Annotated in this window: 9 protein-coding genes; 5 read left to right on the top strand and 4 right to left on the bottom strand. The window is 70.6% G+C overall.

Features of this window, described 5'->3' with window-relative positions:
- Positions 1-90: 90 nt before the first annotated feature.
- Positions 91-2,364, bottom strand: a complete 2,274-nt coding sequence (locus OG741_RS10355; RefSeq protein ID WP_405596487.1) for an FdhF/YdeP family oxidoreductase — start codon at positions 2,362-2,364, stop codon at positions 91-93.
- Between the two features lie 100 nt (positions 2,365-2,464).
- Here OG741_RS10355 and polA point away from each other — a divergent pair, with 100 nt between their 5' ends.
- Complete coding sequence (polA, locus tag OG741_RS10350; protein ID WP_405596486.1) at positions 2,465-5,176, top strand: DNA polymerase I; 2,712 nt, start codon at positions 2,465-2,467, stop codon at positions 5,174-5,176.
- Positions 5,177-5,341: 165 nt separating this feature from the next.
- Here the strand turns inward: polA and OG741_RS10345 are convergent, their stop codons facing one another.
- A complete protein-coding gene (locus tag OG741_RS10345) occupies positions 5,342-6,160 on the bottom strand; it encodes a DUF4184 family protein (RefSeq protein ID WP_405596485.1) in 819 nt (272 codons plus the stop codon).
- Between the two features lie 245 nt (positions 6,161-6,405).
- Between OG741_RS10345 and OG741_RS10340 the strand changes: the two genes are divergently transcribed.
- From OG741_RS10340 to OG741_RS10330, 3 genes are all read left to right on the top strand, one after another.
- Positions 6,406-8,067 (top strand): lytic murein transglycosylase, encoded by a 1,662-nt coding sequence (locus OG741_RS10340; protein ID WP_405596484.1) that lies wholly within the window; start codon positions 6,406-6,408, stop codon positions 8,065-8,067.
- Positions 8,068-8,212: 145 nt separating this feature from the next.
- Entirely contained in the window at positions 8,213-8,350 is a 138-nt protein-coding gene (locus OG741_RS10335; protein WP_324977293.1) for an SPW_0924 family protein, read from the top strand.
- A gap of 13 nt (positions 8,351-8,363) precedes the next feature.
- Positions 8,364-9,353, top strand: a complete 990-nt coding sequence (locus OG741_RS10330) for a DUF3068 domain-containing protein (RefSeq protein ID WP_405596483.1) — start codon at positions 8,364-8,366, stop codon at positions 9,351-9,353.
- A 12-nt stretch (positions 9,354-9,365) separates the two neighbouring features.
- Here the strand turns inward: OG741_RS10330 and hrpB are convergent, their stop codons facing one another.
- Both hrpB and OG741_RS10320 read right to left on the bottom strand, forming a co-directional pair.
- The gene (gene hrpB / locus OG741_RS10325; protein WP_405596482.1) at positions 9,366-11,936 is read right to left on the bottom strand and encodes an ATP-dependent helicase HrpB; all 2,571 of its coding nucleotides are present in this window, start codon (positions 11,934-11,936) and stop codon (positions 9,366-9,368) included.
- 11 nt (positions 11,937-11,947) lie between these two features.
- A complete protein-coding gene (locus tag OG741_RS10320; protein ID WP_405605498.1) occupies positions 11,948-12,751 on the bottom strand; it encodes a class I SAM-dependent methyltransferase in 804 nt (267 codons plus the stop codon).
- A 365-nt stretch (positions 12,752-13,116) separates the two neighbouring features.
- Here OG741_RS10320 and rpsA point away from each other — a divergent pair, with 365 nt between their 5' ends.
- Entirely contained in the window at positions 13,117-14,625 is a 1,509-nt protein-coding gene (rpsA, locus tag OG741_RS10315) for a 30S ribosomal protein S1 (protein ID WP_405596481.1), read from the top strand.
- The last annotated feature ends 26 nt before the right edge of the window (positions 14,626-14,651 follow it).

Below are 14,651 nucleotides of genomic sequence, written 5' to 3'. Positions count from 1 at the left end.
CTGTGTGCACCGTCTTATCAGATGCCTGAGCGAACGCTTAGCGGGAGGTGCCTTTCCCGCGAGTGCTCCTCACGCGCGGGCGCCCGGCCGTCACTGCGGGCGCTCGAAGCGGATCAGCACGGACTTGCTCGCCGGGGTGTTGCTGGTGTCGGCCGTGGAGTCCAGCGGGATGAGCACATTGGTCTCCGGGTAGTACGCGGCCGCGCAGCCCCTGGCGGTGGGGTAGTGCACCACCCGGAAGCCGGGGGCTCGGCGCTCCACGCCGTCCTTCCACTCGCTGACCAGATCGGTGTAGGAACCGTCCGCGAGGCCCAGCTCCTGAGCGTCCTCCGGGTTCACCAGGACGACCCGGCGGCCGCCCTTGATGCCCCGGTAGCGGTCGTCGAGACCGTAGATCGTGGTGTTGTACTGATCGTGCGAGCGCAGCGTCTGCAGCAGCAGCCGGCCCGCGGGCACCTGGGGGAACTCGACCGGCGCCGCCGTGAAATTGGCCTTCCCCGTGGCGGTGGGGAAGCGGCGCTCGTCGCGCGGGGCGTGGGGGAGTGCGAAGCCGCCGGGACGGGCGATCTTGGCGTTGAAGTCCTCGAAACCGGGCACTACGCGCGCGATGCGGTCGCGGATCGTCCCGTAGTCCTTCTCGAAGTCCTCCCAGGGCGTCGCCGAGGAGGGGCCGAGGACCGCGCGCGCCAGCCTGGTCACGATCGCCGGTTCGGAGAGCAGAAGGGGGCTCGCCGGGGTGAGGTTGCCGCGGGAGGCGTGCACCATGCCCATCGAGTCCTCGACGGTCACCACTTGCCGGCCGCCGGCCTGGATGTCCTTGTCGGTACGGCCGAGGGTGGGCAGGATCAGCGCCCGGCTGCCCGTCACCGTGTGCGAACGGTTCAGCTTGGTCGACACATGGACGGTCAGGCGGGCCCGCCGCATCGCCGCCTCGGTGACCTCGGTGTCGGGAGTCGCCGCCACGAAGTTGCCGCCCATGGCGAAGAACACCTTCGCCTCGCCGTCCCGCAGCGCCTGGATGGACCGTACGACGTCGAAGCCGTGGTGGCGCGGCGGGGCGAAGCCGAACTCCTTCTCCAGAGCGTCCAGGAAGGCGGGCGAGGGCCGCTCGAAGATGCCCATCGTGCGGTCGCCCTGGACGTTGGAGTGCCCGCGCACCGGGCAGACGCCCGCGCCCGGGCGGCCGATGTTGCCGCGCAGCAGCAGGAAGTTGACCACCTCGCGGATGGTCACCACGGCGTGCTTGTGCTGGGTCAGGCCCATCGCCCAGCACACGATGGTGCGCCGGGACGCGAGGACCATGGCGAGGGCACGCTCGATCTCGGCCCGCCCAAGGCCGGTCGCGGCCAGCGTCTCGTCCCAGTCGGCGGCAGCGGCCGCCGCGGTGAACTCCTCGTACCCATGGGTGTGTTCGCGTACGAACTCCTCGTCGACCGCGCCCTCGGTCTCCAGGATCAGCTTGTTCAGCAGCCGGAACAGTGCCTGGTCGCCGCCGATGCGGATCTGCAGGAAGAGATCGTTGAGAGCGGTCCCCTTGAGCATGCCTTGCGGCGTCTGCGGATTCTTGAACCGCTCCATACCGGCCTCGGGAAGCGGGTTCACCGAAATGATCTTCGCGCCCGCGTTCTTGGCCTTCTCCAGGGCGCTGAGCATCCGGGGGTGGTTGGTGCCCGGGTTCTGCCCGGCCACGATGATCAGATCCGCCTGGTGGAGATCCTCCAGCGAGACGCTGCCCTTGCCGATGCCGATCGTCTCGGTGAGCGCCGAGCCCGAGGACTCGTGGCACATGTTGGAGCAGTCGGGGAGATTGTTGGTGCCGAACTCGCGGGCGAAGAGCTGGAACAGGAAGGCGGCCTCGTTGCTGGTGCGGCCGGAGGTGTAGAAGAGCGCTTCGTCGGGGGAGTCCAGCGCGGTGAGCTCCTCGGCGATGATCGCGAAGGCCCGCTCCCAGCTGACCGGTTCGTACTGGTCCGCGCCCTCGGGAAGGTACATGGGCTGGGTGATACGGCCCTGCTGTCCCAGCCAGTACCCGCTGCGGGAAGCAAGGTCCGCGAGGCTGTGCGCCGCGAAGAACTCGGGGGTCACCCGCCGCAGAGTCGCCTCCTCGGCGACCGCCTTCGCTCCGTTCTCGCAGAACTCCGCCGTGTGCCGCTTGTCGCTCTCCGGCCAGGCGCAGCCCGGACAGTCGAAGCCGTCCTTCTGGTTGACCTTGAGGAGCGTCTGCGCACTGCGGCGCACTCCCATCTGCTGCTGAGCCATGCGCAGCGTGTGCCCGATGGCGGGGAGGCCCGCGGCCGCGTGCTGCGGGGCCGTGACCTGTGGCGCGTCCTGGACCGGATCACCTGCGGGCGGCTTGCTGGCCATCGCGCTCTCCCTCGAGCCTGCGTGTGCTGCGTACGCCTTCGATCCTGTCACGCTCTTCCCACGGTCGGGAATGTCAGTGGCACGTGGCAGGATCGTGGACGTGGCTGAGACAGCATCGAAGAAGACCGCAGACAACCGACCTCGCCTGCTCCTCATGGACGGGCACTCCCTGGCGTACCGGGCGTTCTTCGCGCTGCCCGCGGAGAATTTCACGACCGCGACCGGCCAGCCGACCAACGCCATCTACGGCTTCGCGTCGATGCTGGCGAACACGCTGCGCGACGAGTCGCCCACGCATTTCGCGGTGGCGTTCGACGTCTCCCGCAAGACGTGGCGCTCGCAGGACTTCCCCGAGTACAAGGCGAACCGCTCCAAGACCCCTGACGAGTTCAAGGGCCAGGTCGAGCTGATCGGCGAGCTCCTCGACACCATGAACGCCGTAAGGTTCGCGGTGGACGGCTTCGAGGCCGACGACATCATCGCCACCCTCGCCACCCAGGCCGAGGCCGCCGGCTTCGACGTGCTGATCGTCACCGGGGACCGGGACTCCTTCCAGCTGGTCAGTGAGCACACCACCGTGCTCTACCCCACCAAGGGCGTCTCCGAGCTGACCCGCTTCACCCCGGAGAAGGTCCAGGAGAAGTACGGACTGACCCCCGAGCAGTACCCGGACTTCGCGGCCCTGCGCGGCGACCCGTCGGACAACCTGCCCGGAATCCCCGGTGTCGGTGAGAAGACCGCCACGAAGTGGATCAGTCAGTTCGGTTCGTTCGCGGAGCTGGTGGAGCGCGCCGACGAGGTCAACGGCAAGGTCGGCCAGGCACTGCGCGACCACCTGGAATCGGTCAAGCTCAACCGCCATCTCACCGAGCTGGTACGGGACGTGGAGCTGCCGAAGTCCGTCGCGGACCTGGAGCGGGCGCCGTACGACAGGACCGCGCTGAAGGGGTTCCTGGAAGTACTGGAGATCCGGAACCCGAGCCTTCGCGAGCGGCTCCTCGCCGTCGACCCGGGCGCGCAGGAGGACGAGGCCCCGGCCCCCGCCGCGGGCGTCGAGCTGGACGGCACGGTCCTCGGCACCGGCGAGCTCGCCCCCTGGCTCCAGGAGCACGGCACCCAGCCGCTCGGCGTGGCCACCGTCGACACCTGGGCGCTGGGCACCGGCAGTGTCACCGAGATCGCGCTCGCCTCCGCCGCGGGCCCGGCCGCCTGGTTCGACACCACCCAGCTCGACGAAGCCGACGAGCGTGCCTTCGCCGACTGGATCGCGGACGCCGACCGGCCGAAGGTCATGCACAACGCCAAGAACGCGATGCGGGTGTTCCCCGAGCACGGCTGGCGCATCGACGGCGTCACCATGGACACCGCGCTCGCCGCCTATCTGGTCAAGCCGGGCCGCCGCTCCTTCGCGCTGGACGCGCTCTCCGTGGAGTATCTGGGCCGCGAGCTCGCCCCCGCGGCTGCCGACGGCCAGCTCGCCTTCGGCTCGGAGGACGAGCAGGCCGAGGCCGACGCCCTGATGTCCCAGGCCCGCGCGGTCCTCGACCTCGGCGACGCCTTCACCGAGCGACTGGCCGAGGTCGGCGCGGCCGAGCTGCTGCACGACGTCGAACTGCCCACCTCCGCCCTGCTCGCCCGCATGGAGCGGCACGGCATCGCCGCCGACCGGCCCCATCTGGAGGCCATGGAGCAGCAGTTCGCGGGTGCCGTGCAGCAGGCCGTGAAGGAGGCGCACGCCTCCGTCGGGCACGAGTTCAACCTCGGCTCGCCCAAGCAGCTCCAGGAAGTCCTCTTCGGCGAGCTGAATCTCCCCAAGACCAAGAAGACCAAGACCGGTTACACCACGGACGCGGACGCGCTGGCCTGGCTGGCCACCCAGACCGAGCACGAGCTGCCGGTCCTCATGCTGCGCCACCGCGAGCAGGCGAAGCTGCGGGTCACCGTCGAAGGCCTGGTCAAGACGATCGCGGCGGACGGCCGGGTCCACACCAGCTTCAGCCAGATCGTCGCCGCGACCGGCCGCCTGTCCTCCACCGACCCGAACCTGCAGAACGTACCCGTGCGCACCGACGAGGGCCGCGCGATCCGCCGTGGCTTCGTGGTCGGCGAGGGCTTCGAGTCCCTGATGACGGCGGACTACAGCCAGATCGAGCTGCGCGTGATGGCGCACCTGTCGGAGGACGAGGGCCTGCTGGAGGCGTTCGCCTCCGGCGAGGACCTGCACACCACCGTCGCCTCACAGGTGTTCAGCGTGGACAAGTCCGCCGTCGACGCCGAGATGCGCCGCAAGATCAAGGCGATGTCGTACGGACTGGCCTACGGGCTCTCGGCGTTCGGCCTCGCCCAGCAGCTGAACATCGAGCCGGCCGAGGCGCGCGGCCTGATGGACACCTACTTCGAGCGCTTCGGCGGCGTACGCGACTATCTGCACCGCGTCGTCGTGGAGGCCCGGGTGACCGGTTACACCGAGACGATGCTCGGCCGCCGCCGCTACCTGCCCGACCTGAACAGCGACAACCGCCAGCGCCGCGAGGCGGCCGAGCGGATGGCGCTCAACGCCCCGATCCAGGGCACCGCGGCGGACATCGTCAAGGTCGCGATGCTGAACGTCGACCGGGCGCTGAGGGAGGCGAAGCTCTCCTCCCGGCTGCTGCTCCAGGTCCACGACGAAATCGTGCTGGAGATCTCGCCGGGCGAGCGCGAGAGGGTTGAGGAGCTGGTCCGCAAGGAGATGTCCGCGGCGGTGTCGCTGAGCGCGCCGCTGGACGTCTCGGTGGGAGTGGGCGCGGACTGGGAGTCGGCGGCGCACTGACGCGGGTCCCGCGGGGGCCGTCCGCCGGGGCTCCGCCCCGGACCCCGCTCCTCAAACGCCGGAGGGGCTGAATTATTCAGCCCGTCCGGCGTTTGAGGACATGCGGCCGAAGGTCGCGTACGGGGGTCTGGGGAACAGGCCCGCCGCAGGCGCAGCGCCCGCCTCTCAGACCCGCTCCACCGCGCGCCCGCGCCACCGCATCCCCGCCCCGTACAGCACAAGCCCCACCGCCAGCCCCGCCCCCGCCCCGAAGCACGCCGTCGGGATGATGTCCAGGGGCGAGTCGGCCTGCCCGTAGTACGCGTACCAGCGCGCGCACCGCTGGATGACGCCGAGCAGCACGCACCCTGCCAGCAGCGCCGACGCGAGCCACCGGCCCCGTGCGTCGAGCAGCCGCACCGACGGGGGCGCCGTGACCGGGGCCTGCTGACGCAGCGCGGACGCCGCGAACCACACCAGCGCCACCAGACCCAGCACCGAACTGCCGTACTGCGCATACGAGAAGAGGGGCATCCCCGCCACCGTCTCGTTCAGGACCGGCAGCAGACGTGTGCCCCACTCGCCGTGGTGGGTGAAGGCGTCCCACATCACATGCGTGGTCGCGCCCAGCACCGCCGATACATAGAACCGCGCCGCCATGGCCACGGGCCGCCGGTCCGTGCGGCGCTGCGCACTCCCGCGTACGAACGCGTGAACACGCCCCTGCCAGGCGGTCGGCAGCAGTGCCAGCAGTGGCTCACGCACCATCACCCACACCGCCACCAGCGCCGCCGTGATCGCCACGTCCACGGTCAGCACCCCGAGCGGGGCATGGGTGAACGTCCCGAACTCCATGCCGCCCGGGACGGCGGTGGCCGCGAAGTACGTCATGTCGGGGGCGAACGAGCCCATCACGAGCGCCGATGCGAGCAGCGGTCCGCGCGCGGCCCCGTCCTTGCGGATGCCCGGCAGTACCGCCGCGGCATGGCTCAGCGTGAACGGCATGGTCGTGCCCCCCTGGAACGCTTTGGACCCTTGTCGACCCTTATCGATCAACGACGCCAGTATGCGTGATGCTCGAACTCGGGAGCCGAACTCCGGGTTCGAACTCCGCACTGCGGGCGACCGGCAGGTGGCGAGCTGGTGAAAAGCGGTCAGGGGCCGGTGCCCCGGGGTGTGTAGTTGCCGTAGGGTCACCTGAGTCCGGCGCTGGGGAGCGCCGACGCCGCCTACGGGGAGGGAACAGACGTATGGCAGCGCAATTCGGCCGCCGACTGCGCAGGGGAGCCACCACCACAGCCGTGGCAGCGGCCGCCGTGGCCGCACTCTCCGCCTCAGGGGCTCCCGGCATCACGCATGCCACCACGGGCGACAGCCAGGGGGCTTCCGACGCCACCCCGCCGCCCGGCACCCCGGTCACCGGCAACTCCCCGTACTACACGGACCTTCCGCCGCTGAGCACCCCCGACAAACCGGGCACTTCCGGGGACCTCCCCGTGACCGGTCCGACGGAATCGGGCATTCCGGCCACCGTCCTCGCCGCGTACAAGCAGGCCGAGCGGACCATAGCCGCCTCCGATCCCGGCTGCCATGTGCCGTGGCAACTGCTCGCCGCCATCGGCAAGGTGGAGTCGGGCCAGGCGCGCGGCGGCAATGTCGACGCCAACGGCACCACGCTCTCGCCGATCCTCGGCCCGGTCCTCAACGGGGTCGGCTTCGCGAACATTTCGGACACCGACAACGGCGCGTACGACGGCGACTCGACGCACGACCGCGCGGTCGGCCCGATGCAGTTCATCCCCTCCACCTGGGAGAGGTGGGGCCAGGACGCCAACGCCGACGGCCGCCGCGACCCGAACAACATCTACGACGCCGCGCTCGCCGCCGGGCGCTATCTGTGCGCCGACGGCCGGGACCTGGCGGTCAGGTCCGATCTCGACAGGGCGATCCTGGGCTACAACCACTCGCAGGAGTATCTGCGTACGGTCCTGTCCTGGTTCGAGTACTACAAGCGCGGCACCCACGAGGTCCCGGACGGCGCCGGTGTGCTGCCGATCTCCAACGGCCCCGGCAGCGACCCCGAGACCTCGCCCGGCAGCACCCCCACGCCCACGCCCAGCGGCACCCCGACGCCGACGCCCACGCCGCCGAAGCCCGGCACCACCACCCCCAAGCCGACCCCGACCCCGACACCCACGCCGACACCCACGCCGACCCCGTCGCCGGTGGCGCGTATCGAGGACGCGGGCACCGGTGAGCTGAGCGCCATGGCCAGCCACGACTTCACCGGGCGGCCCACGGTGCGGGTGAAGAACACCGCGGGCAAGGCTGTCCCGTTCCAGGCCGTCCGTTTCGAGATCGTCGGCGACACCGACACCCGCTTCACCGGCGGGAAAGCGGCCGTGGTCCTCTCCACCGGCGCCGACGGCACGGTCACATCGCCCACCCTGCACGCGGGCGAGAAGACCGGCTACTTCACCGTCCGGGCGACGGTCGAGGGGGGCCGGGTGCTGCCGCCTGCCGATTTCACCGCGACCGTCACCGTCCGGGCGGCGGACGCCATCGCGAGGACCGACGACAAGGTCCTCACGGCCGCCCCCGGCACGGAGTTCGCGGACACCTGCCAGGTCAAGGCCACCTACAAGGGCGCCATCGCCGCGGGCGTCGCGGTCACCGCCACCATGATCACCGCCGCGGACAATCCGGCCGTGAACGACAAGGGCCCCCACTTCAAGGACGCACAGGGCAACGTGATCCGTACCCTCACGGACCTGAAGACCGACGCCAACGGCGTCCTGCAGCTCCCGAAGATCTACGCGGACGACCAGACGGGCACCTTCCTGCTCCGCCTCACCACGGCGGGCGGCGCAAGCGTGACCATCGAGCTCAAGGTCGCCGCACCGGCGGCCTGACCCAGCAGCTCCCGCACCGCCCCTGTGCCGCCCGTCGGCACAGGGGCGGTGCAACGTGTTCTCATCTCGCGGCTCGATTGCTACGGTGCCCCCGCCCTGACGCTGTATCAGATCCGTCCGGATCCGAGCCCCCGGGAGGCCGAGCATGCGCGCCCTCGTCGCCGCCGCCATCGGGCTTGCCGCCGCCCTCGTCCTGGTCGTCGCCATTTCGGCGATCGGCGCGCCGCCCGGCGAGACCTCTCCGAAGCCGCTGCTGACCAGCGTCCCCGGCCCCAAGAAGTAGGAGGGAGGGGACCATGCGCCGCAGAGTGAGCCTCGTACTCCTTGCCTTCGCCGTCTTCTTCACCGCGCTGTCACCGCTGCTGCGCTGGTACGCGTTCCCGCGGCTGGTGAAGATCCCGCCCAGCCAGTACCAGGAGATGGTGCTGGAGGCGAAGCCCGCGACCCTCCTCGACTACGGCACCCTCCAGGCGAAGCAGGTCGCCAAGGTCACCATCGTGCAGACCCTCAAGGGCAATGTGGAGGAGTCCGAGAAGATCGAGCGCAGCGCGGGCCGCGATGTCGTCGTCTGGGACTCCCTCTCCTACGTCGAGGGACCCGACGGCAAGATGGTCTCCCAGATTCCCGAGCGCTACATCTTCGACGCCCACAGTCAGGCACCCGTGCACGCCACCGGGGAAATGGTCGACGGGGACGCGGTCCGGCGCGAGGGCATCGAGTTCAAGTGGCCCTTCCTCACCGAGAAGCGGGACTACGAGTACTTCGACGCCCAGACCCGTACGTCCGCGCCCATCCACTACAGGGGGACGCGTACGTTCCGCGGGCTCGAGGTCTACTACTTCGAGCAGACCATCCCCTGGACCAAGGTGCCCTACCCGAAGAAGATGCCTATCCCCGGCGTCGACGCGACCACGCTGGAGAAGCAGACGGGAACCACCCGCTGGTACACGACGAAGCGGATGTTCTGGGTCGACCCGGTCACCGGCGGTCCCGTCAACGGCGAGGAGATCCACCAGGAGGAGCTGCGCGGCGGCACCCTGCTGGGCGGGCGGGACAAGGTCACCGCGTTCGCCGGGCATGTGAAGATGCGCCCCGACTATGTGGACCACACGGTCGACCTGATCACGTCGAACCGCCGGATGGTGCTGCTGATGACCTCGTATCTGCCCTGGGGCTTCGTCGTGCTCGGCACCGGGCTGCTGGCGCTCGCGCTGTTCCTGGAGGCCCGCAGCCGCCGGCCGCGGACACCCGCTGCGGACCGCGATCCGGAGCCGGTCCCCGCCTGACGGCCTTCGCCGCTAGGTGGTGTCCCGGTTGAGGCGTGCCTTGGTGTACCGGGTCGGCTCGGCCGTCGAAGGATCCTCCGGCCAGGGGTGCTTGGGGTAGCGGCCGCGCAACTCGGCCCGTACGGACCGGTATCCGTCCCTCCAGAACGAGGCCAGGTCCGCGGTGACGGCCGCGGGCCGCCCGGCGGGCGAGAGCAGATGCACCAGCACCGGCACGCCCGAGACCGTGGGCGTCTCGCGCAGGCCGAACAGCTCCTGCAGCTTGACCGCCAGGACCGGCTGCTCCCCGCCGTACTCGACCCGGATCCGCGAACCGCTCGGTACCTCGATCCGCTCGGGCGCCAGCTCGTCGAGGCGCGCCGCGTCCCCGCTCGCCCACGGCAGCAGCCGCTGGAGTGCCTGCGCCGCCTGGATACGCCCGAGATCGGCCCGCCGCCGCGCCCGCGACAGCTCCGGTTCCAGCCACTCCTCGGTACGGTCCAGCAGCGCGGCGTCCGACACGTCCGGCCAGGGTGCGCCCAACACCCGGTGCAGAAAGGCGAGCCGCTCGCGCAGGCCCTCCGAGTCGCGGGTCCAGCGCAGCAGCCCGAGCCCCTCGCGCCGTAGCCCGTCGAGCAGCGCCGCGCGTACGAGAGAGGGGTCCGGATCCTTCAGCGCGCGGACGGAGAGCTGGACGGCACCCAGCCGTTCCACCTCGCGGGCGACGACATCGCCGCTCTCCCAGTGGACCTCCTCGCCCGCGACGAGCAGATGCGCGGCGGCACTGCGGGCGGTGTCCTCGTCGATGACGGCGGCGAGCCGCACCCGCGCCGACGCGGCATGCGCGGGCCGGTCCGCGACGGCGACGGCCAGCCAGGGAGCACTGCGCAGCCCCGACCCGCCGCCGAGTTCGGCCCCGGTCCCGGAGGCCATGAGGAAGGTGCCTTCGCCCTGGGCGCGCGCGACGCGCTCGGGAAAGGCGAGCGCGGCGACGAGCCCGACGACGGCGTCGTCGGTGTGCCCCAGGCCGGCGGTACGGCCTTCGGCCGTGTCCTCAATCGCCGGACGGGCCTGCTGTGTTGGTCCCTCAGACGCCGGGCCGGCTCCATCCAGCCCCGACGCCAGGCGGCCCGCCTCCGCCCGCCACCGCGCCGCATACGCGTCGCCGCCCCTGCGCGCCGTGCGCCACACCGCCGCCAGATCGTCGCCGTACTCCCTCGGCGGCTCCTCGCTCAGCAGCGCCACCACCTCGGCGGCCCGGCGTACGCCCACCTCCCGCGCGCCGTCGAGCAGCGCACGCGCCAGCCGGGGATGCAGGCCCAGCCGGGCCATCCGTACGCCTCGTGCGGTGGCCCGGCCTGTCGCGTCCACCGCGCCGATCGCCGTCAGTACGGACCGCGCCGCGGACATCGCACCGGCCGGGGGCGCGTCGAGAAGGGCCAGGTCCTCGGCCGACGGGTCGCCCCAGCAGGCGGCCTGAAGGGCGAACGCCGTCAGGTCCGCCACCTTGATCTCAGGAGAGGGGAAGCGCGTGAGCCGGGCGTCCTCGGCCTCGGACCAGCAGCGGTACACCGCGCCGGGAGCCTCCCGCCCGGCCCGACCCGCGCGCTGGCGGGCCGCCGCCTGTGAGGCCCGCACCGTCGTCAGCGCGCTCAGCCCGCGTGCGTGATCGGTGCGCGGCTCCCTGGCCAGACCGGAGTCGACCACGATCCGTACACCCGGCACGGTCAGCGACGACTCGGCCACCGATGTCGCGAGCACGACCCGGCGCCCGGGGCCGCCGGACAGCACCGCGTCCTGAACGGCGGCGGGTGCCCGACCGTGGACCTGGAGCACCTCGGCGCCGACACCGTTCAACTGGCCCGCCACCCGGACGATTTCGCCGACGCCGGGCAGGAAGCAGAGCACATCGCCCGTACGCTCGGCCAGCGCACGCCGCACCACGGAAGCCACATGCGTCAGCAGCGCGGGGTCGACCCGCATCCCGTGCGGCGGCCGCACGGGCCGGGCAGGAGGCGCCCACACCACATCCACCGGATGCGCGACGCCCTTGGCCTCCACCACCGGCGCATCGCCCAGCAGCCGTGCCCAGCCCTGCGCGTCCGTCGTCGCCGAGGCCGCCACCAGCCGCAGTTCCGGCCGCAGAGTGGCCCGTACATCCAGCAGAAAGGCGGCCACCGTGTCCGCGTCCAGATGACGCTCATGGCATTCGTCGACGACCACGACGTCGACCCCGGCCAGCTCCTGGTCGCGCTGCAGCCGCTGGAGCAGCACACCGGTCGTCACCACCTCGACGACCGTCCCGCGTCCCACCACGCGCTCCCCGCGCACGGTGAAGCCGACCTTGCCGCCCACCCGCTCACCCAGCAGCCACGCCATCCGGCGCGCGGCCGCGCGGGCCGCGATCCGCCGCGGCTCGGCCACCAGGACGCGCCGCCCGGGGCCGCCTCCGACGAGACCCGAGAGCACCAGCGGTACGAGCGTGGTCTTACCGGTCCCCGGCGGCGCACACAGCACCGCGCACCCGTGTGTATCGAGCGCATGCGTGAGCGCGGGCACCGCGCTGTGTACGGGAAGGCCTGCGAGGGCGTCGTCGCGGATCACCGGGACACCCCTCAGTCACGCTCGCAGACGAAGATCGCCGTGCCGGGGATCAGATTCCCGCGCAGCGGGGACCAGCCGCCCCACTCCTGGCTGTTCCAGGCGGGCCACTCCGGCTCGACCAGATCCAGCAGCCGAAAGCCCCCCGCCACCACGTCCCGCACCCGGTCGCCGATCGTCCGGTGGTGCTCCACATATACCGCGCGCCCCTGCTCGTCCTGCTCGACGTACGGGGTGCGGTCGAAGTACGAGGCGGCCACCGCAAGACCCTCGGGACCCGGCTCGTCGGGAAACGCCCAGCGGATCGGGTGCGTGACCGAGAAGACCCAGCGCCCGCCCGGCCGCAGCACACGCCGTACCTCTTGGAAGACCGTGACCGGGTCGGCGACGAAGGGCACCGCCCCGTAGGCCGAGCACGCGAGGTCGAAGGAGCCGTCCCGGAAGGGCAGCGCACCCGCGTCCGCCTCGACCAGCGCGATGTCGTCGCCGATCCGCAGCGCGTGCTGGAGCTGGCGGTGGGAGAGGTCCAGGGCCACCGGGCGCGCGCCCTGGGCCGCCAGCCAGCGCGAGCACTGTGCCGCGCCCGCCCCGATCTCCAGGATGTCGAGCCCCTTCAGCGACCCGGCGGGACCCAGCAGTCCGGCATCCGCCTCGTCGAGCCCTTCGGGGCCCCATACAAAGCGGTCGTCTCCCAGGAACGCCCCGTGCTCGGTCTGGTACTCATCGGCGTTCCGGTCCCACCAGCCGCGGCTCGCGCGGCTGCTCTCCGAGTCGCCGGCGATACGGCGAGTCGCTTCCGGCTCAAAATCTTGGAACATCGTCACCGTCGTTGTAGTTTGCGTTCAGCGCGGCCAGTGGCGGCCGGTGTGGCCGTGGCTCTGAACCGAACACGGCCCCGCCGTGTGGTCAGTTGTGCCGTTTATGCGGCATTCCGCACCGGGTGTGCGCCTTCGCGCATTGACCGTGTCCGGCTGCCCCCGTATGCTACAAGTTGCGCTGCGGGCCTGCGCGCCTCAGACAGAGCAGGCCGCGCTCGCATCTGTATGTATGTCCCCTCGGTTCACGAGGCGCCCCTCTTATCCGGAGAGGCGCTTCCCAGGCTGTCTGGCTTCTGCAGCTGCGATACGGGCTCTCGGCGTAGCAGTACCTACGACTCACTGTCCGTACCGGAGCCCTTTCCCACATGACGAGCAGCACCGAGACCACCGCCACCACTCCGCAGGTAGCGGTCAACGACATCGGTAACGAGGAAGCCTTCCTCGCCGCGATCGACGAGACGATCAAGTACTTCAACGACGGCGACATCGTCGACGGCGTCATCGTGAAGGTCGACCGGGACGAGGTCCTGCTCGACATCGGTTACAAGACCGAAGGTGTCATCCCGAGCCGCGAGCTCTCGATCAAGCACGACGTCGACCCGAACGAGGTCGTCAAGGTCGGCGACGAGATCGAGGCCCTTGTTCTCCAGAAGGAGGACAAGGAAGGCCGCCTGATCCTCTCGAAGAAGCGTGCCCAGTACGAGCGCGCCTGGGGCACCATCGAGAAGATCAAGGAAGAGGACGGCATCGTCACCGGCACCGTCATCGAGGTCGTCAAGGGTGGTCTCATCCTCGACATCGGCCTCCGTGGCTTCCTGCCGGCATCTCTCGTCGAGATGCGCCGTGTCCGCGACCTCCAGCCCTACGTGGGCAAGGAGCTCGAGGCGAAGATCATCGAGCTGGACAAGAACCGCAACAACGTGGTCCTGTCCCGCCGTGCCTGGCTGGAGCAGACCCAGTCCGAGGTTCGCCAGACGTTCCTCACCACCCTGCAGAAGGGTCAGGTCCGCTCCGGCGTCGTCTCCTCGATCGTCAACTTCGGTGCCTTCGTGGACCTGGGTGGCGTCGACGGTCTCGTCCACGTCTCCGAGCTCTCCTGGAAGCACATCGACCACCCCTCCGAGGTTGTCGAGGTCGGCCAGGAAGTCACCGTCGAGGTTCTCGACGTCGACATGGACCGCGAGCGCGTCTCCCTGTCGCTCAAGGCGACGCAGGAAGACCCGTGGCAGCAGTTCGCCCGGACGCACCAGATCGGTCAGGTCGTCCCGGGTAAGGTCACCAAGCTCGTTCCGTTCGGTGCGTTCGTGCGCGTCGACGAGGGCATCGAGGGCCTGGTCCACATCTCCGAGCTGGCCGAGCGCCACGTGGAGATCCCGGAGCAGGTCGTCCAGGTCAACGACGAGATCTTCGTCAAGGTCATCGACATCGACCTCGAGCGCCGTCGCATCAGCCTCTCGCTGAAGCAGGCCAACGAGTCCTTCGGTGCCGACCCGGCCTCGGTCGAGTTCGACCCGACCCTGTACGGCATGGCCGCGTCGTACGACGACCAGGGGAACTACATCTACCCCGAGGGCTTCGACCCGGAGACCAACGACTGGCTCGAGGGCTTCGAGACCCAGCGCGAGGCGTGGGAGGGCCAGTACGCCGAGGCGCAGCAGCGCTTCGAGCAGCACCAGGCCCAGGTCATCAAGTCCCGCGAGGCCGACGAGGCCGCCGCTGCCGAGGGTGCTGCTGCCCCGGCCGCCAGTGCGGGTGCCAGCGCGGGTGTCACGGGCGGTTCGTACTCCTCGGAGTCGGACGACAACTCCGGCGCCCTGGCGTCGGACGAGGCCCTGGCTGCCCTGCGCGAGAAGCTGGCCGGTGGCCAGAGCTGACGCTCTGCCCCAGCTGGTGACTAGCT

Source organism: Streptomyces sp. NBC_01410, from assembly GCF_045040195.1.
Lineage (GTDB): Bacteria > Actinomycetota > Actinomycetes > Streptomycetales > Streptomycetaceae > Streptomyces.
The sequence above is the reverse complement of the archived record's forward strand: the minus strand, read 5'-3'. Positions and strand labels throughout refer to the sequence as shown.

Excerpts from the sequence above, each read along its gene's own strand:
- rpsA (WP_405596481.1), top strand. The coding sequence starts at position 13,117 with ATGACGAGCAGCACCGAGACCACCGCCACCACTCCGCAGGTAGCGGTC.
- OG741_RS10355 (WP_405596487.1), bottom strand. The coding sequence starts at position 2,364 with ATGGCCAGCAAGCCGCCCGCAGGTGATCCGGTCCAGGACGCGCCACAG.
- OG741_RS10335 (WP_324977293.1), top strand. The coding sequence starts at position 8,213 with ATGCGCGCCCTCGTCGCCGCCGCCATCGGGCTTGCCGCCGCCCTCGTC.
- OG741_RS10320 (WP_405605498.1), bottom strand. The coding sequence starts at position 12,751 with ATGTTCCAAGATTTTGAGCCGGAAGCGACTCGCCGTATCGCCGGCGAC.
- OG741_RS10330 (WP_405596483.1), top strand. The coding sequence starts at position 8,364 with ATGCGCCGCAGAGTGAGCCTCGTACTCCTTGCCTTCGCCGTCTTCTTC.
- OG741_RS10345 (WP_405596485.1), bottom strand. The coding sequence starts at position 6,160 with ATGCCGTTCACGCTGAGCCATGCCGCGGCGGTACTGCCGGGCATCCGC.
- OG741_RS10340 (WP_405596484.1), top strand. The coding sequence starts at position 6,406 with ATGGCAGCGCAATTCGGCCGCCGACTGCGCAGGGGAGCCACCACCACA.